Source organism: Paenibacillus puldeungensis (assembly GCF_042678945.1).
In the GTDB taxonomy this organism is placed as follows: domain Bacteria; phylum Bacillota; class Bacilli; order Paenibacillales; family Paenibacillaceae; genus Fontibacillus; species Fontibacillus puldeungensis.
In genome coordinates this window covers 126,031-140,368 of the sequence record NZ_JBHTLM010000014.1, presented here as the reverse complement: position 1 = coordinate 140,368, position 14,338 = coordinate 126,031, and the positions used below count along the sequence as shown (strand labels likewise).

The following is a 14,338-nucleotide window of genomic DNA, read 5'->3' as shown; positions in this document are numbered from 1 at the left end:
GTTGATAGGCCTGAGGTGGAAGTGCAGCAATGCATGGAGCTGACAGGTACTAATCGGTCGAGGGCTTATCCTAAAAGCTTTACGAAGTAAAGCTACTTCGGAAGCATATGCTAATTTAAAACGCAAATAAGTTTCGTATCCAGTTTTCAAGGATTAATCCTTGAATTAAATAATATTCCCTGATAGCTCAGTTGGTAGAGCACTCGACTGTTAATCGAGTTGTCACAGGTTCGAGTCCTGTTCGGGGAGCCATGTGGAGAGGTGTCCGAGTTGGCCGAAGGAGCACGATTGGAAATCGTGTAGGCGTCACAAGCGTCTCGAGGGTTCGAATCCCTCTCTCTCCGCCACTAATGTTATCGAAATCAATAAATGGCCCGTTGGTCAAGTGGTTAAGACACCTCCCTTTCACGGAGGTAACAGGGGTTCGAGTCCCCTACGGGTCACCATCTTTTTTAAAGAAATTTGGTAAAAATTATACTTGATTTCAGTAGTGATTATCTGATATAATAACGTTTGTCTTTTCCATGGAGGCTTAGCTCAGCTGGGAGAGCATCTGCCTTACAAGCAGAGGGTCAGCGGTTCGATCCCGTTAGCCTCCACCATAATGATATTTACTGACGCGGGGTGGAGCAGCCCGGTAGCTCGTCGGGCTCATAACCCGAAGGCCGCAGGTTCAAATCCTGCCCCCGCAATTTATTCCCGAAAAGTGAAGAGTAGCTTTATAGCGATTTTCGAATGCTTTCTGGGGATACATTAGTACCTAGTGTGGAGCCGTGGTGTAGAGGCCTAACATGCCTGCCTGTCACGCAGGAGACCGCGGGTTCGAATCCCGTCGGCTCCGCCATTTATCTTTTGAATAGGGATAGGAATTCATTGGAATTCAGATGAGCCTTGTAAAGGGTGTCGTCACTCTACCCACCATGATTAATGCTTGGGCAGCTGGTGGAAGAGCCCGTATAATTAATCTGTATGGCTCGGTAGCTCAGTCGGTAGAGCAGAGGACTGAAAATCCTCGTGTCGGCGGTTCGATTCCGTCCCGAGCCACCATAGTAAATTTGATAACTTAAAAGCCGGTGTAGCTCAACTGGTAGAGCAACTGACTTGTAATCAGTAGGTTGGGGGTTCAAGTCCTCTCGCCGGCACCACATGGAGGCTTAGCGAAGTGGCCAAACGCAGCAGACTGTAAATCTGTTCTCTGACGAGTTCGGTGGTTCGAATCCATCAGCCTCCACCAGTTTTACCTAATAGGGGCATAGTTTAAAGGTAGAACAAAGGTCTCCAAAACCTTTGGTGTGGGTTCAATTCCTGCTGCCCCTGCCAATCTTCACAATTTTATATTTTCTTTATGGCGGTCGTGGCGAAGTGGTTAACGCACCGGATTGTGGCTCCGGCATACGTGGGTTCGATCCCCATCGATCGCCCCATTTTTCTCAAAAAACAAATATTGGGGATTAGCCAAGCGGTAAGGCAACGGACTTTGACTCCGTCATTCATAGGTTCGAATCCTATATCCCCAGCCATTTGTAAGCGGACGTGGCTCAGCGGTAGAGCATCGCCTTGCCAAGGCGAGGGTCGCGGGTTCGATTCCCGTCGTCCGCTCCATTTTTATATATGGCGCCATAGCCAAGTGGTAAGGCACAGCTCTGCAAAAGCTTTATCCCCAGTTCGAGTCTGGGTGGCGCCTCCATTATATATTTGCGGGAGTGGCGGAATCGGCAGACGCACAGGACTTAAAATCCTGCGGTAGGTGACTATCGTACCAGTTCAAGTCTGGTCTTCCGCACCAACAATAAAAAGCATATGTTTACTTGCCGGTGTGGCGGAATTGGCAGACGCGCGCGACTCAAAATCGTGAGGGAAACCGTGGGGGTTCGAGTCCCTTCACCGGCATCACACATAAATAAAACTCTGATCATTGTAAATCATTGATCAGGGTTTTATTTATTTAGATGAGCCACGGACATTGTGAATACTCTGATTGGGCGAGATACTACGGTAATTATAGGGGAAGGTAAGAAAATTTCGACGAGCTCGCCGGAAGTAAAGCTCCTAAGCCACATAATTGTGAATAACAAATGCAAGTCCATAACCGATCCTTGCAACTGTACAAGAAGATCAATGCTGCGTGAGCCTACGTGAAACCGAATCTGCTTGTCCGCTGCCGGTAAGCTAACGATATACCAAACTCAGTTTTTCCCTCCTTTTGCAAAGTGAATGTTTCTGGCGTCGTTCGGTTCGTGACGCTGATACGAACATTCGGATGTTGTTCATGGAAACATTCCAGGTACGGCAGCAATTAATGCTTGCACAACGTGTCGCTCGCTCCAATATTGATCTCTCCACTGTTCAAGTTATACATCCCGGCAATGTTTTCCATCTACTTCCACACATTTGTATGCCAGTCCGACATAGCCACATAATACTTCATCTTCGGTAGTAAGAATAACTCCTTTTAGTGTTCGGGAGAACATCTGTCCGCCAGCTTTCCTTCCAGTTGCTTGATGGTATGATTCACCGCCGGCTGAGTGATATGCAAACGCTCTGCTCCCTCGACAAGCTACCTATCCCTCCGTCCAGTAGAAGTCTGATTTTTCCTCATTATTAGCTTGTTTATGCTCGGAAATTTTTGATGTGTTTTTGTCGCTTAGGGCACAGGAAGTTTGGAAAAGCAGAAGTACAGATAACTTTAATAAGTTCTTTTCCAAACTTAGGATCTGCGGAATATCTGATACAGATAAATCTTCAGGTTGGTTGCGTAAAATATTTGGTGATCGACTTTTTATAGTCACTCATTATGTTAGGCGAAAAAGGACTCTATTTATGATACATCGCGGGGAATGTCCGCTGATAATTTTGCATAGGTTAGCAATGACAGCAAAATGGTCGGCGGCTTTCAAGGCGCCCTCTGAGATTTGATCAGCAAGGAATGGCGCAAGAAAACATTGTCAGCCACGGTGTTTACGGTGCGTTGTTTTTCTATGTTGATTTCGACTTAACAATTGGCTGATATATTAAATAATGTTCAATAAATAACAAAAAGATATAAAAGAAATCACAAATTAGTAGAATGGGAGTGATAGTTCAAGTGTTCCTAAAAAAAGGATTTGGAACAAAAGTAAGCCGACTTTTGGTGATTTGCAGCCTGTTAGCGGGAACGGTGCTAAACGGAAGTGCAATGGCCAAGTCGAGTGAAAATGCTAACGCTTCAGCGGCTACGAAAGCAAGCTCGTTTTATCAGTCCGACTATTCACCTTTTGTTAATATTACGCAGAACAATGAAACGCCTGACGTCGTAAAAGCGGTATATGGGTCGGTTGCTGAAGCGGTGTATGCTGACCGGGTATTCGACTTTAATTTTCTTGACGGGAAAGCTACCGACAGCTCACCAGCTAAACTCAATGGGGAAGTGATCGGTGACGTGAAATTTGAATATGACAGTACGGTTAAGAAGCAGGTAGCTGTATTTAATGGAGAGAGCAATAATTTTATTAAAATACCTTTTTCTCAAGAGCAAAGGGATAAGATGACAAAGCAGTTCACGCTGGAAACGGTCTTTAAAATGAACAAGACTGCCGATATGGGTATTCTGATGAATACCGAGAGCGGAGGCATTGGCTTCGAATCGACTGATACCGGATTCATGGAAATATGGGCTCATATCGACGGCAGTTACAAGAAGGTGGGCGTGCAACTTGAAAAGGACAAGTACTATCATCTGGCGGCGACCTACGATGGCAGTGCCGTCAGCTTGTATTTGAACGGCGAGCTGGCAGAATCGGTTGCCGCTTCCGGAGATGTCTACCAGCCGGATATGAATTTTGCCATCGGCGGTGATCCGGGATCGGGGGATTCGGCCAGCGCTGTGCTGGATGGAAGAGTTTCGATTGCCCGTTTGTATAGCAAAGCTTTATCGGCCGATGATATCAAGAAGCTGTATAAAGAGCAGGCAGATCGAGCCCAATTGAACGGAATCGATCAGTTATTCACTAAATATACGCAGCTTCAGGCTATGCTCAGCTCCAAGCCGACGGATGAGCTGAAACAGCTCGTTTCTGATATCGCTACGGCGTATGACAAAATGAATGTTACTGGAGCCGAGATTGCTGCTCTACTGGTACGAGCAGACGCACTGCTTGGTGGAGAACAAAAAGATAAACTGACTTTTGCCGTATGGAGCGATGTGCACATCAACGACGAAGCGTCCATACAGGATGATAAGTTCGCGAAGGCTCTGACGACCGTCAACAACATGGCGCCGAATCTGAAGGCGTATGTGATGGTCGGGGATTTGACCAACGAGGGCTCTCAGGCGCAATATACCCGCTTTCTGTATACGCTGAACAAGTATAGCATGGCCGGAGTTAAAAAGCTGTACACGATGGGCAATCATGATTATTGGAATGGTTATTATGCTGGTCAGCCTCCTGAGGTTTCGCAGAAGCGATTTACCGATAACCTTGGAGCAGAGATCAATACTCATGAAGTCATCGACGGCTATCATTTCATTCAAGTCAGTACGGAAAGCAATGAGGTCAACGGGATTTTCACCGAGGCAAAGCCATGGCTGGAGAAAGAATTGGCAAACGCGGCAGCCAAAGCACCGGATAAGCCCATATTTGTCTCTATTCACCAGCCGTCTAAGAACACGGTGTATGGCAGCGACGATTGGGGTTGGGAGAATCAGGAGCTGTATGATGTATTGAAAAAATATCCTCAGGTCATTACATTTTCCGGACATTCGCATTACGCGCTTAATGACGAAAGATCGATTTATCAAAAGGACTTCACCTCCATCGGTACCGGCGCGTTAACTTATATTGAATTGGAAGACGGCAAGCTCGGCGGCAGCATTCCGCCAAGCCCCTACGACTTCAGCCAGGGGCTGCTGGTAGAAGTGGATAAGACAACCAACGCCGTTCGAGTAAAACGTCTTGATTTCGATAATGATCGGGTCATCAAGGATGATTGGGTCATTGAAAGTCCCGGGGATAAGAGTAAGTTCACGTATACCGATGCGCGTAAAGAGCAGAGCGCCAATCCTTATTTTGACGATAGTGCGATGCTTACCGTTTCGGATGTGAAAGAAAATTCGGTAAAGCTTACGTTTGACCAGGGACAAGACGAGGATTTGGTGCAGTCCTACAAAATTCAAGCGATTAATAAGGCTACGGGTAAGGTAGATAATGAATTTCTGATGTTCTCGGATTTCTATCTCTATCCCAGAGCAAAGCAAATGTCGACGCCGGTATCCGGCTTAAAGGACGGAACGGAATATATTTTTACCGTAACGGCCATTGATTCGTGGGGCAAGGAGAGTGTTCAGCCACTGCGGAACATTGCAAAGACAAAGACTGGCATTAATGCTGAGGACGGAACAGATATTCCTGGTGTGCTTACATGGGCTGCCGAAACGAAGAACGCTCCGTCCATTGACGGAATTCTAAGCGATAGCGACTGGAAGATCAAGACGCCAATTGAGCAATTGTCGAAGGATTCCATAGAACGGGAAAACAAGGCTAAATATGGTCTGCTGTGGGATAAGAACTATTTGTACGTAGGGATCGATATTGAGGACAGCAAGCTGGTCGAGCGGAAGCTGTGGCTTGGCGATGAAGTCAGCATCTTTATTGATGCGAACAATGACAAGAAGGACAGCTACGAAGTGCCCTACGATGTGCAGATCGGTTATGGGTACACAGAGGACGGCAGCTTTAAAGTTTTCGGTTTTGGCGGTGGTTCTGCCAGCAGAAATGCCGATGATATCAAGAAAGCCCAGAAGAAAACCGATAAAGGCTGGGCCGTTGAAATGGCAATCCCGTGGAGCTTTCTCGGCATTGATCCGCTAATGCAGCGAAAACTTGGCTTCGATATCGCCGTAGACGATAATGACGGTACGGACGGATTCGATTCAACCTTGTTCTGGAGCAAGAACGAAACGTCCCAGTCCTGGAGAACGACAGAAGGATTTGGCACGGCGATGCTTTACAGAACAGAGACTCCCAAAGCGGATGTGTTTGATTTCAACTTCCTGGACGGGAAGGCAACCGACATTTCGGCTTCGAAGCTCAAAGCGGAAGTTGTAGGTGACGTAAAGTTTGAATATGACGATAAGGTAAAGAAGCATGTTGCCTTGTTTAACGGCAAGAACGACAACTTTATCAGGATTCCTTTCTCGAAAGAGCAAAGGGACAAGGTGACGAAGCAATTTACGCTGGAAACGGTATTCAAAATGAACAAGATTGCCGATATGGGTGTGCTTATGAACACGCAAGGCGGTGGCATCGGCTTCGAATCTAACGACGACGGCTTTATGGAAATTTGGGCGCATATCGGCGGCAGTTATAAGCGGGTAGGCGTTCAGCTTGAGAAGAACAAGTACTATCATCTGGCGGCAACTTACGACGGCAGTACGATTAAATTGTATCTGGACGGGGAACTGGTAAAATCTACTGATGCTTCCGGAGATGTCTATCATCCCGACATTCATTTTGCTTTGCCGGGCGATCCGAATTCGGACGGCGGAGCAGGAGCTGTACTGGACGGCAGTATTTCCGTCGGTCGACTGTATGGCACAGCATTGACGAGCGGAGAAATCAAGCGACTCTATACGGAGCACGTAACACGAAGCAAGATGGTTCAGATCGATCAGCTGCTGGCCATGCAGAAGAGGCTTGCCGAGCAGAATTCGGAAGATTTGAAAAAATTGTATGAGGAATCCAAAAAGCTGTACGCGAAGATGAATGTGACAGCTGCCGAGATCGAAGCGTTCCTGGCCAAGTGCGAAGCGGCGTTGAGCGGTGAAACGCCGGCGGGCGGAAACGGCGGCAGTAATCAGGGTGGCAGCTATACATCGCCAACGCCAGCAAAATCGCAAACAAAGCCATCGGAACCGGATAAGGGCAATACATCCAAACCGGAACCGACAAAACCAGAACCGTCGCAGGAAACGCCGAAGAAAACATTCAGGGATTTAGCCAATTACGGATGGGCCGAAAAGGCAATCGGCGCTTTGGCAGCAAAAGGCATCATTATGGGCACTTCGGAAACAACTTTCGAGCCAGGGAAAAAAATTACGCGCGCCGACTTTATGGTTCTATTGGTGAGAGCATTTGACTTGAAGGCCGACTTGGGCTCTAACTTTGCCGATGTAAAGCAAGGCGATTATTATTATCAAGCGTTGGGAATCGTTAAAAAGCTTGGGATCGCAAACGGTGTCGGAGACAACCTGTACAATCCGAGAGGTGAAATCTCCAGACAGGATATGATGGTGTTTGCTGCAAGAGCTTTGGCTGCTGCGGGAAAGCTGAAAGAAGGCGATAAGGCAAATGAAGTGATGAAGTTTGCCGATGCGAATCAGGTTGCAGACTATGCAGCAGGAAGTATTTCATCTTTGATCAAACACGGCATCATCAAAGGAAATGGGGAAAATATGATCAATCCGTTAGGACATGCGAACAGAGCGGAAGCAGCAGCCATGGTTGAACGGATGCTGCAGTAATAATCGGCGTTTAATTGCAAACAGATGCTGCGACATGATTCGCAGCATCTGTTTTTTTGGTATGCGCGAATTGGTTGCTGTTTAACAGTATCAATCAGCATTTTTTATTTACTCGGATAGCCTAGTTGAGCACTATTCAACTTTACTCTACCGTAGTCTTCCTGTCCCTCCATTACTTAGTAAATCATCACACCGTATAATGAAGATATATTGACAAGTACTTGAATGGGGATGTGAGGACTCATTGTGAATATAAAGTTGAATATTGGACAACGGATCTTACAGTTAAGAAAACAAAATAATCTTACTCAGGAGAAGTTAGCCTCAATGGTTGGTGTCTCTGCCGGGGCGGTAAGCAAGTGGGAGAACGGCAACTCTACACCAGATATCTCATTATTGGTCCCCTTGGCTCGTGCGCTAGGTACTAATCTGGATCATTTATTATCCTTTAATCCGGAAATTACGGAGACAGAGGTTAATCACATCAAGCAGGAACTGACACATCTATTTCTAAACGATGGATATGCAATAGGAGAGAAGAAAAGTGTAGAGTATTTGCATGAATATCCGAATAGTATTCCTTTAAAGTTTACTGTGGCTGGTCTATTGAATATGTATCTCATGATGACGGAAGATCGCTCAGAAGAATTTATAACAGCTAGAAGGCATCAGTCATTAGATTTGCTTAGGCAGGTCGTGGACTCTAGAGATCCTAAATATACGTCACTTGCATGGTTTTGTATTGCCAGTATGCAGATGAATTTAGGCAACCTAGAAGAGACTGAAGCAGCCCTTCAAGAAATCACTCAACCTCTGATAAATTCTAGAGCACTATACTCAGAACTATACTTAAGACAAGGTAAGGCTAAAGAGGCTTTGGAATATGCCGAGAAAATGCTGCTTCAGGATACCGTTCAAACAGGATTTTCACTGACTACAATGGCTAAAGCCTCTAAGATGGAAAAAGATTACGACAGAGCCTTCTTCTATTTAAACACACTCCACAAGTTGGAAAGTATCTTTGGGACCGGGCTGTATTCAGCTGCCTATCATTGCTGTAATTTGTGCATTGAGGTCGGAAAGCTGGAGGAAGCTGCCCATTGGCTTGACATTTATGTCGAAGGAGTAATTTCTGCAGGCTATGACTACAGTGAGAATCCTTTTTTCAAAGATGTAGAATTAGAGGTGAAGCCGGAGGAACAGAAGATCGTTAGACAGCAATTGCTTCAGTCTATTCTTGAAGAAGAACAATTGAAGGCCTTGGATGGGCTTCCTCTGTATGCACAAGCTATGGAAAAGCTTAAAGCCTCCTTGCGTTAATGTAAAATCGCAATCAAAGAGCCAGTTTGTCTGCAACTTTTGCAGATGCTGGCTCTTTGATTTGAGATGCACTCCATGGAAACACATGATTACAAAATAGTAGGTATGTTTCCATAATATACTGAGTCGTTTTTCGACCCAGGTAACAAATGTCCACCTATCCCAACTTTACGCTACCGTTTTGGAAACGGTTATCTGCTATATTTTAAAGGGAAAGCGTTCTCAGAAATACTGACGAAAGAGGGAAATGCAATGAGTGATGGAATGCAACATGAGCCTGGTTCTAACAATGCGAGATTAGAGGAGGTACTAGACGACAGGAAATTTTTGGGGCATCCTAGAGGGATAGGTGCTCTAGCAACGGGTAACTTTTTTAACTCTTTTGCTTGGGGCGCCCTGTATGCGATTTTAATTTTTTATCTCTATTCTCCATTTACAAAAGGACTAGAGTTTACACAAGGTCAAGCTGCTTCTATGGTAACAGCGATGGGCGCATGTAATTCTATCTTTGGTATTTTTGGTAGTTGGTTGGCGGACCGGGTATTGGGTATGCGCAAAGCCTTGATCCTCGGGAACATTGTTAAAGGGACGGCTTTTGCGATTTTGGCAATTCCAGCCTTTTCCCTCACTCAAGGAAGAATTTTTGCATTAATCGCTTTGTTTTTGATGTCGCTTCCAATTATGGGGGCGAGCAATGCTTCTCTAACTGGTCAATTGTACCGCAAGACCGATAATGGAAGACGCGACGCTGCATTTACGATTCATAGTATCGCTAATAATATAGCCGGTTTGATCGCTCCAGTGTTAGTCGGTCAAATTGGTATGAAAAACTACCATGTTGGCTTTCTGATCGCTGCCATAGCTGCTTTCCTCTATGGTGCCGTTATCTTCGTCACCCAGCACAAGTTTTTTGGTCCTCTGGGAGAAAAACCGGTCAAGCCTCTTGAAGAAGGGAAATTTGGAAAAATATTTTTCCGGTTTATGCTAATCCTAGTGGTTCTTATTGGCGGCATTGTGGCGTTAGTTCTGGCCAAAGTAATTTCTTTCCAAGGTGTTTTAAATATTATTACTTCGGCAACCTTTATTATTCCAATTGCCTTCTTGACTAATCTTTTGAGTAAAAAAGATTTAACGGCTCACGACAGAAGAAGAATGAAGCCTTTCCTAAAACTGTTCTCGGCTCAAATTGTGATGGCGCTTTGCGGATCTATGTTGACCTCGATGGTAGCTATTTTCATTGATAAAAAGATAGACCGCAATATTTTTGGATTTGAACTTGCTCCTGGATCTGTAGGGACCATTTACACCGTTTTAGGGTTAATACTGGCACCGGTTTTCGTATGGCTTTGGACAAAGACACGCGCAACGAATATTCGTACAACGCATAAATATGGCTTTGGGATTCTTTTCTCTGGTCTTGGCTACGGCTTACTGACCATTCCTATTCTTATGTTTTCAAATTCGGCGCCGTACAGCTTGCTGTGGATGGTATTCTACTACCTGTTCCTCACGTTCTCGGATAACCTGGTTTGGCCGATCGGTTCATCTCTAGTAGCGAAATTGTCGCCTGATGCTTACGATACTCAGATGCAGACCGCTTGGGGACAAGCTGGTACGATCGGGAACGGGATTGCACTGATTCTGTTTAGCTTCTATCAGACGGCAGATCAGCAAGTGGACTTGTTCCCTATTATGACCGCACTCCTGCTTGTTACGGCCACGCTCATCTTTGTATTCTCGAAAAATATCGAGAAGGATATGGTATAAATGCAAAAGTGCTGACAAAGCCATTTGTCAGCACTTTTTTGAAAGGAGCTTATTGTAGTGCCCATAATTTATCATGAAAAATCCCGACAGTTCCATCTGTATAATGACGAGATTAGCTATATTTTTTGCATCATGCCGAATAATCAACTGGGTCATTTATATTATGGCAAAAAAATTCACGACCAGGAGGACTTTTCGCATCTTCTGGAGCTCGGCTTCCGCGATATGTCCCCCTGTGTGTTCGAGGGAAATGCCAAATTTTCGCTCGAACAGGTCAAACAGGAGATTTCCGTTTATGGAGCCGGGGACCTGAGGAATTGCGGGCTGCATATCCTTCAGGAGGATGGCAGCCATACCACATGTTTTGAATACCTGAAGCATGAGATTGTTTCGGGCAAGCCCGTGCTTGAAGGATTACCAGCAACTTATGTAGAGAACGATGGCGAAGCGCAGACCCTCCGTGTCTTTTTGATGGATGAGCAGTTAAAGTGTCAGGTGGAGTTGCAGTATACCATATATAAAAACCTGCCTACGTTAACCAGAAATATAAAGATCAGCAATTTAGGTGAGCAAAAAATACAGCTTGATTCCGCAATGAGCTTCAACCTGGATCTTCCGGACAAAAACTATGAAATGATCGATTTAACCGGAGCATGGGGAAGAGAACGCCATATTCAAACGCATGCTCTTCATCAGGGTATTCAGAGCACCTATAGTTTGCGCGGACATAGTAGCCATCAATATAATCCATTCATTGGCTTAAAGAGGAAAGAAACAACGGAATTTTCCGGAGAAGCGATCGGACTTAGCCTGATCTATAGCGGCAACTTCCTGGCTCAAGTGGAAGTGGATACTTACGACGTAACGCGTGTTATGATGGGGATCCACCCGAACGGATTCAGTTGGGGCTTGCAGCCGGGAGAAAGCTTCCAGACACCTGAAGTCGTCATGGTTTATTCGGACAAAGGCTTGAACAAAATGAGCCAGACCTTCCATGAACTTTACCGAACACGGTTAGCAAGAGGATTTTGGAGAGATCGGACGCGGCCTATTTTAATTAACAATTGGGAAGCCACGTACATGAAGTTCAATGAAGACAAAATCTTGGAAATTGCTCGTTCAGCTGCCGATCTGGGTATTGAATTGTTTGTGCTGGATGATGGGTGGTTTGGTAAGCGGAATACGGATACGACCTCACTAGGGGACTGGTATCCGAATAAGGAAAAGCTGCCTAACGGGATTTCCGGTCTAGCTAGCAAAATAACGGATCTGGGGCTGAAATTCGGGCTTTGGTTTGAGCCGGAAATGATTAGCAAAGAAAGCGATCTTTATCTAAAACATAGCGATTGGATTATGGCTGTTCCATACCGCTCAATGAGTCCTGGCCGAAATCAATATGTATTGGATTTGACGAAAGCCGAGGTCATTGATTATTTGGATGAGACGATCAGCAAAATACTATCCGAATCGGACATTTCGTACGTCAAATGGGATATGAACCGCTCCATGTCGGAAGTATTTTCTGTAGGCAGAGAAAGCGATTTCCAGGGAAAAGTGTACCATCAGTACATTTTGGGATTGTATGAACTGTTTGAACGGTTAACTAGCAAATTTCCGAAAGTGCTGTTTGAATCCTGCGCCAGCGGAGGGGGCAGATTTGATCCGGGCATGCTGTATTTCTGCCCGCAGGGCTGGATTTCAGATGACACGGACGCGGTTGAACGGTTGAAAATCCAATATGGTACGTCACTGGTATATCCGATCAGCAGTATGGGGTCCCATGTTTCCGCGGTTCCTAACCATCAGACCTCTCGCAGCACCTCGCTTGCCACCAGGGGAGATGTAGCTTATTTTGGGACCTTTGGATACGAACTGGACTTAAGCTTGCTATCCGATGCGGAAAAGGAAACGGTCCGAGAACAAATCCAATTTATGAAAAAGGACCGGGAGCTTATACATCAGGGTACTTTCTATCGGTTGGTAAGCCCGTTTGAGGGAAATGTAACCGCATGGATGATCCTCTCAAAGGATAGAAATCGTGCCATTGTAGGGTATTACCGAACGCTTACTGATGTAAATGTCGGGTATAGACGGTTGAAGCTTGCCGGGCTGGATACGGATAAAAAGTATCGGATCGCAAGTGCCGACGAACGTTCCTACTATGGAGACGAGTTGATGGAGATTGGAATCCTGTTAAACGACAGCACTTCCGGGGACTATCTGTCCAAAGTCCCGAGGGGAGACTTTTTGTCCAGATTATTTATATTAGAAGCCGAATAAATAGCAAAAAGGAAAGACCCCGAACCTCTAATGAAGGTTCGGGGTCTTCTTTAAGACATCAGAAAGTATAAACTTTGGAGCATGGGCTTCCTGGTATCGCAAGAAAAGCAGCAAATGTCAGGATCAACGAATGAAAAATGGGGTACCGCCAGGAATTCCTGAGATCGTAGAGCCTACTAGATGTATTTTGTACATTTAAATATCGACTCGCTCGGAGCCTTAAGCATTTAGATGCAGAAAGTACAGCTAAAAGGAGCAAAATAACCCTGCCAAGCCCAATTGGCCCATTTTAGATGTAGGAAATGCAGTTAAAGTCCAAAAATCCGGAATTTGCCCGGAAATAGCTGCACGAATTACATTTAGTTGGACCTAGCCACAGGCTAGGTCCTTGTCTTCATCATTATCAAAGCGAGAAATAATCGGGTGTACTGTCCCAAGGCTCAGGGAAGGATTGATCAGGATATATGGACTCAAAAAAGGAGTAGCCAACAGGATCATACTCTCTTAATTCTTCGCGAGTGTTGATTGGGCCTCTGACACCATCCCAAGCGCCATCTTTACTTTCGGCCATGACGTTAAACCAGATGGCCGTTAATGTCGCAAAGTACTCCTCATAATTGGAGATGGCGTAGGTTCCCGGCCAAAGTTTATTTGCTACAGCGTTTTCATAAGCGCTTACAAATTGCTTGGCCAATGTCTGATCTTCCAGGTTGTTAATCCCAATTAAGTGGACAGCGTGACCGAATTCATGAGCCAATATGGATTCGTTTTTATATTTTGTCTGATAAGGGCCATCCAAATAACGCATAATATTTTTTTCCGACACGGAAGTAACGGGGATCGTCGGAGTCCCGCCGAATCCTTCAACGGTGTACTTTAAGAAATCTACACCGCCGCGATGCTCCGGTATGTCGTATGCATCTTCCTGCAGGCCGTAGATGGCTAGACAAGCATGAAGCTCCGCCAACTTATGCCCTATTTCAGGTCTTTTACATAGCATGATCTCGATCATCTTACACGCCCTTTTGTGGACGGAAAAATCGACGTTGGATGATGATTTGATGAGAATCCCGGATGTTGTGCGGGTAAATCTGGTGTAGCAATGTTCAAAGTTTTTTATCGGGTAATCTCGAAGATTTACAGGTTGATTTCCTTGTACGCTGCGGATTGTACCAACAACGGAAAGCTTAACCTTCCCCAGGTCACAAAATTGTATAGGATTCTGTAAATATAGCGTAGTTTTTCGTTTCGACGGCTCGTATACACAACGTGTATCCCATGCTTCATCATCTTCATTTAAGCAAACAGGCAGCCTCACTCCATCAAGCTCAACCAAAAACGATTGCGGATCATTAGCTCCTTCCACATCGACATTCCAACAAATTTCGATTCTGTGAAAATCAATGAATCGGACAACGGCAATTTCTAACCCAATATCCTCTGTCATAGAATCCCCCGTGTAAGTATTTTTGT

Annotated in this window: 6 protein-coding genes and 16 tRNA genes; 20 read left to right on the top strand and 2 right to left on the bottom strand. The window is 45.3% G+C overall.

The window, feature by feature from the left end; translation table 11 throughout:
* Nucleotides 1-176: 176 nt before the first annotated feature.
* The 16 genes from ACFQ3W_RS18345 (at nucleotide 177) to ACFQ3W_RS18270 (ending at nucleotide 1,890) form a co-directional block, all read left to right on the top strand.
* Nucleotides 177-252: transfer RNA gene (locus tag ACFQ3W_RS18345), tRNA-Asn, on the top strand.
* Between the two features lie 3 nt (nucleotides 253-255).
* A tRNA-Ser gene (locus ACFQ3W_RS18340) sits at nucleotides 256-347 on the top strand.
* 24 nt (nucleotides 348-371) lie between these two features.
* A tRNA-Glu gene (locus tag ACFQ3W_RS18335) sits at nucleotides 372-446 on the top strand.
* 80 nt (nucleotides 447-526) lie between these two features.
* A tRNA-Val gene (locus ACFQ3W_RS18330) sits at nucleotides 527-602 on the top strand.
* Between the two features lie 16 nt (nucleotides 603-618).
* Nucleotides 619-692 (top strand) — tRNA-Met (locus ACFQ3W_RS18325).
* A gap of 75 nt (nucleotides 693-767) precedes the next feature.
* A tRNA-Asp gene (locus tag ACFQ3W_RS18320) sits at nucleotides 768-844 on the top strand.
* A gap of 127 nt (nucleotides 845-971) precedes the next feature.
* Nucleotides 972-1,047: transfer RNA gene (locus ACFQ3W_RS18315), tRNA-Phe, on the top strand.
* Between the two features lie 22 nt (nucleotides 1,048-1,069).
* A tRNA-Thr gene (locus tag ACFQ3W_RS18310) sits at nucleotides 1,070-1,145 on the top strand.
* A 3-nt stretch (nucleotides 1,146-1,148) separates the two neighbouring features.
* Nucleotides 1,149-1,234: transfer RNA gene (locus tag ACFQ3W_RS18305), tRNA-Tyr, on the top strand.
* Nucleotides 1,235-1,246: 12 nt separating this feature from the next.
* A tRNA-Trp gene (locus ACFQ3W_RS18300) sits at nucleotides 1,247-1,320 on the top strand.
* Between the two features lie 28 nt (nucleotides 1,321-1,348).
* Nucleotides 1,349-1,424 (top strand) — tRNA-His (locus ACFQ3W_RS18295).
* Between the two features lie 21 nt (nucleotides 1,425-1,445).
* Nucleotides 1,446-1,520 (top strand) — tRNA-Gln (locus ACFQ3W_RS18290).
* 7 nt (nucleotides 1,521-1,527) lie between these two features.
* Nucleotides 1,528-1,602 (top strand) — tRNA-Gly (locus tag ACFQ3W_RS18285).
* Nucleotides 1,603-1,613: 11 nt separating this feature from the next.
* Nucleotides 1,614-1,687: transfer RNA gene (locus ACFQ3W_RS18280), tRNA-Cys, on the top strand.
* A 10-nt stretch (nucleotides 1,688-1,697) separates the two neighbouring features.
* Nucleotides 1,698-1,786: transfer RNA gene (locus ACFQ3W_RS18275), tRNA-Leu, on the top strand.
* 24 nt (nucleotides 1,787-1,810) lie between these two features.
* Nucleotides 1,811-1,890 (top strand) — tRNA-Leu (locus tag ACFQ3W_RS18270).
* A gap of 562 nt (nucleotides 1,891-2,452) precedes the next feature.
* On the opposite strand, the gene ACFQ3W_RS18265 is transcribed toward ACFQ3W_RS18270, so the two are convergent.
* Nucleotides 2,453-2,515: a hypothetical protein gene (locus ACFQ3W_RS18265; RefSeq protein ID WP_379320686.1), complete on the bottom strand. Its 63-nt coding sequence runs from the start codon at nucleotides 2,513-2,515 to the stop codon at nucleotides 2,453-2,455.
* A 552-nt stretch (nucleotides 2,516-3,067) separates the two neighbouring features.
* On the opposite strand from ACFQ3W_RS18265, the gene ACFQ3W_RS18260 reads away from it, so the two are divergent.
* The 4 genes from ACFQ3W_RS18260 (at nucleotide 3,068) to ACFQ3W_RS18245 (ending at nucleotide 12,865) form a co-directional block, all read left to right on the top strand.
* Complete coding sequence (locus ACFQ3W_RS18260; RefSeq protein ID WP_379320677.1) at nucleotides 3,068-7,498, top strand: LamG-like jellyroll fold domain-containing protein; 4,431 nt, start codon at nucleotides 3,068-3,070, stop codon at nucleotides 7,496-7,498.
* 258 nt (nucleotides 7,499-7,756) lie between these two features.
* Nucleotides 7,757-8,818 (top strand): helix-turn-helix domain-containing protein, encoded by a 1,062-nt coding sequence (locus ACFQ3W_RS18255; RefSeq protein WP_379320676.1) that lies wholly within the window; start codon nucleotides 7,757-7,759, stop codon nucleotides 8,816-8,818.
* Nucleotides 8,819-9,070: 252 nt separating this feature from the next.
* Nucleotides 9,071-10,585, top strand: a complete 1,515-nt coding sequence (locus ACFQ3W_RS18250; protein WP_379320675.1) for a peptide MFS transporter — start codon at nucleotides 9,071-9,073, stop codon at nucleotides 10,583-10,585.
* Between the two features lie 57 nt (nucleotides 10,586-10,642).
* The gene (locus ACFQ3W_RS18245) at nucleotides 10,643-12,865 is read left to right on the top strand and encodes an alpha-galactosidase (protein ID WP_379320674.1); all 2,223 of its coding nucleotides are present in this window, start codon (nucleotides 10,643-10,645) and stop codon (nucleotides 12,863-12,865) included.
* Nucleotides 12,866-13,268: 403 nt separating this feature from the next.
* Here the strand turns inward: ACFQ3W_RS18245 and ACFQ3W_RS18240 are convergent, their stop codons facing one another.
* Nucleotides 13,269-14,312: a hypothetical protein gene (locus tag ACFQ3W_RS18240; RefSeq protein WP_379320673.1), complete on the bottom strand. Its 1,044-nt coding sequence runs from the start codon at nucleotides 14,310-14,312 to the stop codon at nucleotides 13,269-13,271.
* Between the last annotated feature and the right edge of the window lie 26 nt (nucleotides 14,313-14,338).